This is a genomic window from Planctopirus hydrillae, from assembly GCF_001707835.1.
GTDB lineage: Bacteria > Planctomycetota > Planctomycetia > Planctomycetales > Planctomycetaceae > Planctopirus > Planctopirus hydrillae.
Genome location: NZ_LYDR01000012.1, coordinates 1 through 326, shown reverse-complemented (window position 1 = coordinate 326; position 326 = coordinate 1). Strand labels below are relative to the sequence as shown.

Annotated in this window: 1 pseudogene; it reads right to left on the bottom strand. The window is 76.4% G+C overall.

Annotated elements, in window-relative coordinates:
• Positions 1–326, bottom strand: a pseudogene (locus A6X21_RS24500) (apolipoprotein N-acyltransferase); the annotation flags it as partial.

Genomic DNA, 326 nt, shown 5'->3' with positions numbered 1-326 from the left:
CCCTTTTCACCCGCGGCAGCAGCCAGGCGGGCAGACCCCCGTAGAGCGCCAGCAGCGCAAGCCGCTCCAGCGCGGCGCGCGCGGCCGGCGCAGCACTGGGGCGCACCCCGGCCGCTGCCAGGGCAGCGGCCTCCACCGCGGCGCGGAGCACGGCCGCGCACAGCGCCACGCCCACGCCCCACGCCGCCCACCACAGGCCGAAGGCCGTGAGATAGGCCGCCAGCCCGAAGCTGTACCACTCGCCCCACGGGCTGCCGTAGGCGATGTTCTGGTGCAGGGTGAAGGCCGGCAGGGCCAGCCCGAGCGGCAGCAGGCCGAACTTGAGC